This window comes from Cupriavidus sp. SIMBA_020, from assembly GCF_046535395.1.
Taxonomy (GTDB): Bacteria; Pseudomonadota; Gammaproteobacteria; order Burkholderiales; family Burkholderiaceae; genus Cupriavidus; species Cupriavidus campinensis.
This window is the reverse complement of the sequence record NZ_JAWRWU010001382.1, coordinates 1-246: the sequence shown is the minus strand read 5'-3', so window position 1 is coordinate 246 and position 246 is coordinate 1. Positions and strand designations below refer to the sequence as shown.

Sequence of the window (246 nt, the reverse complement as noted above, 5' to 3'; positions counted from 1 at the left end):
CCCTTGCGTAATCCGACGATTACCGGTTAGCGGCGGAGGGTCCGTCGTGACTGTGCCGGTCGCGTATCTGCACGGTTTCCATACCTGTAATCGAACGAAGGCACGCACATGAGGCGTTATCTGTTGAGGCTAGGCGATAAATCCACGGCGGGAGGTATTGTCCTGGAGGGCGCAGAAAACTGCACGCACCGCGGCATACCGATTACGTTTATCGGAGCAAAGGTCTGGTGCGAAGGCTGTAAATCG

1 protein-coding gene is annotated in these 246 nt (G+C 56.5%); it reads left to right on the top strand.

Features of this window, described 5'->3' with window-relative positions:
• Positions 1 to 108 precede the first annotated feature (108 nt).
• Positions 109 to 246: PAAR domain-containing protein (locus SB751_RS34035; protein WP_410749502.1), on the top strand; the 138-nt coding region annotated here is incomplete at its 3' end.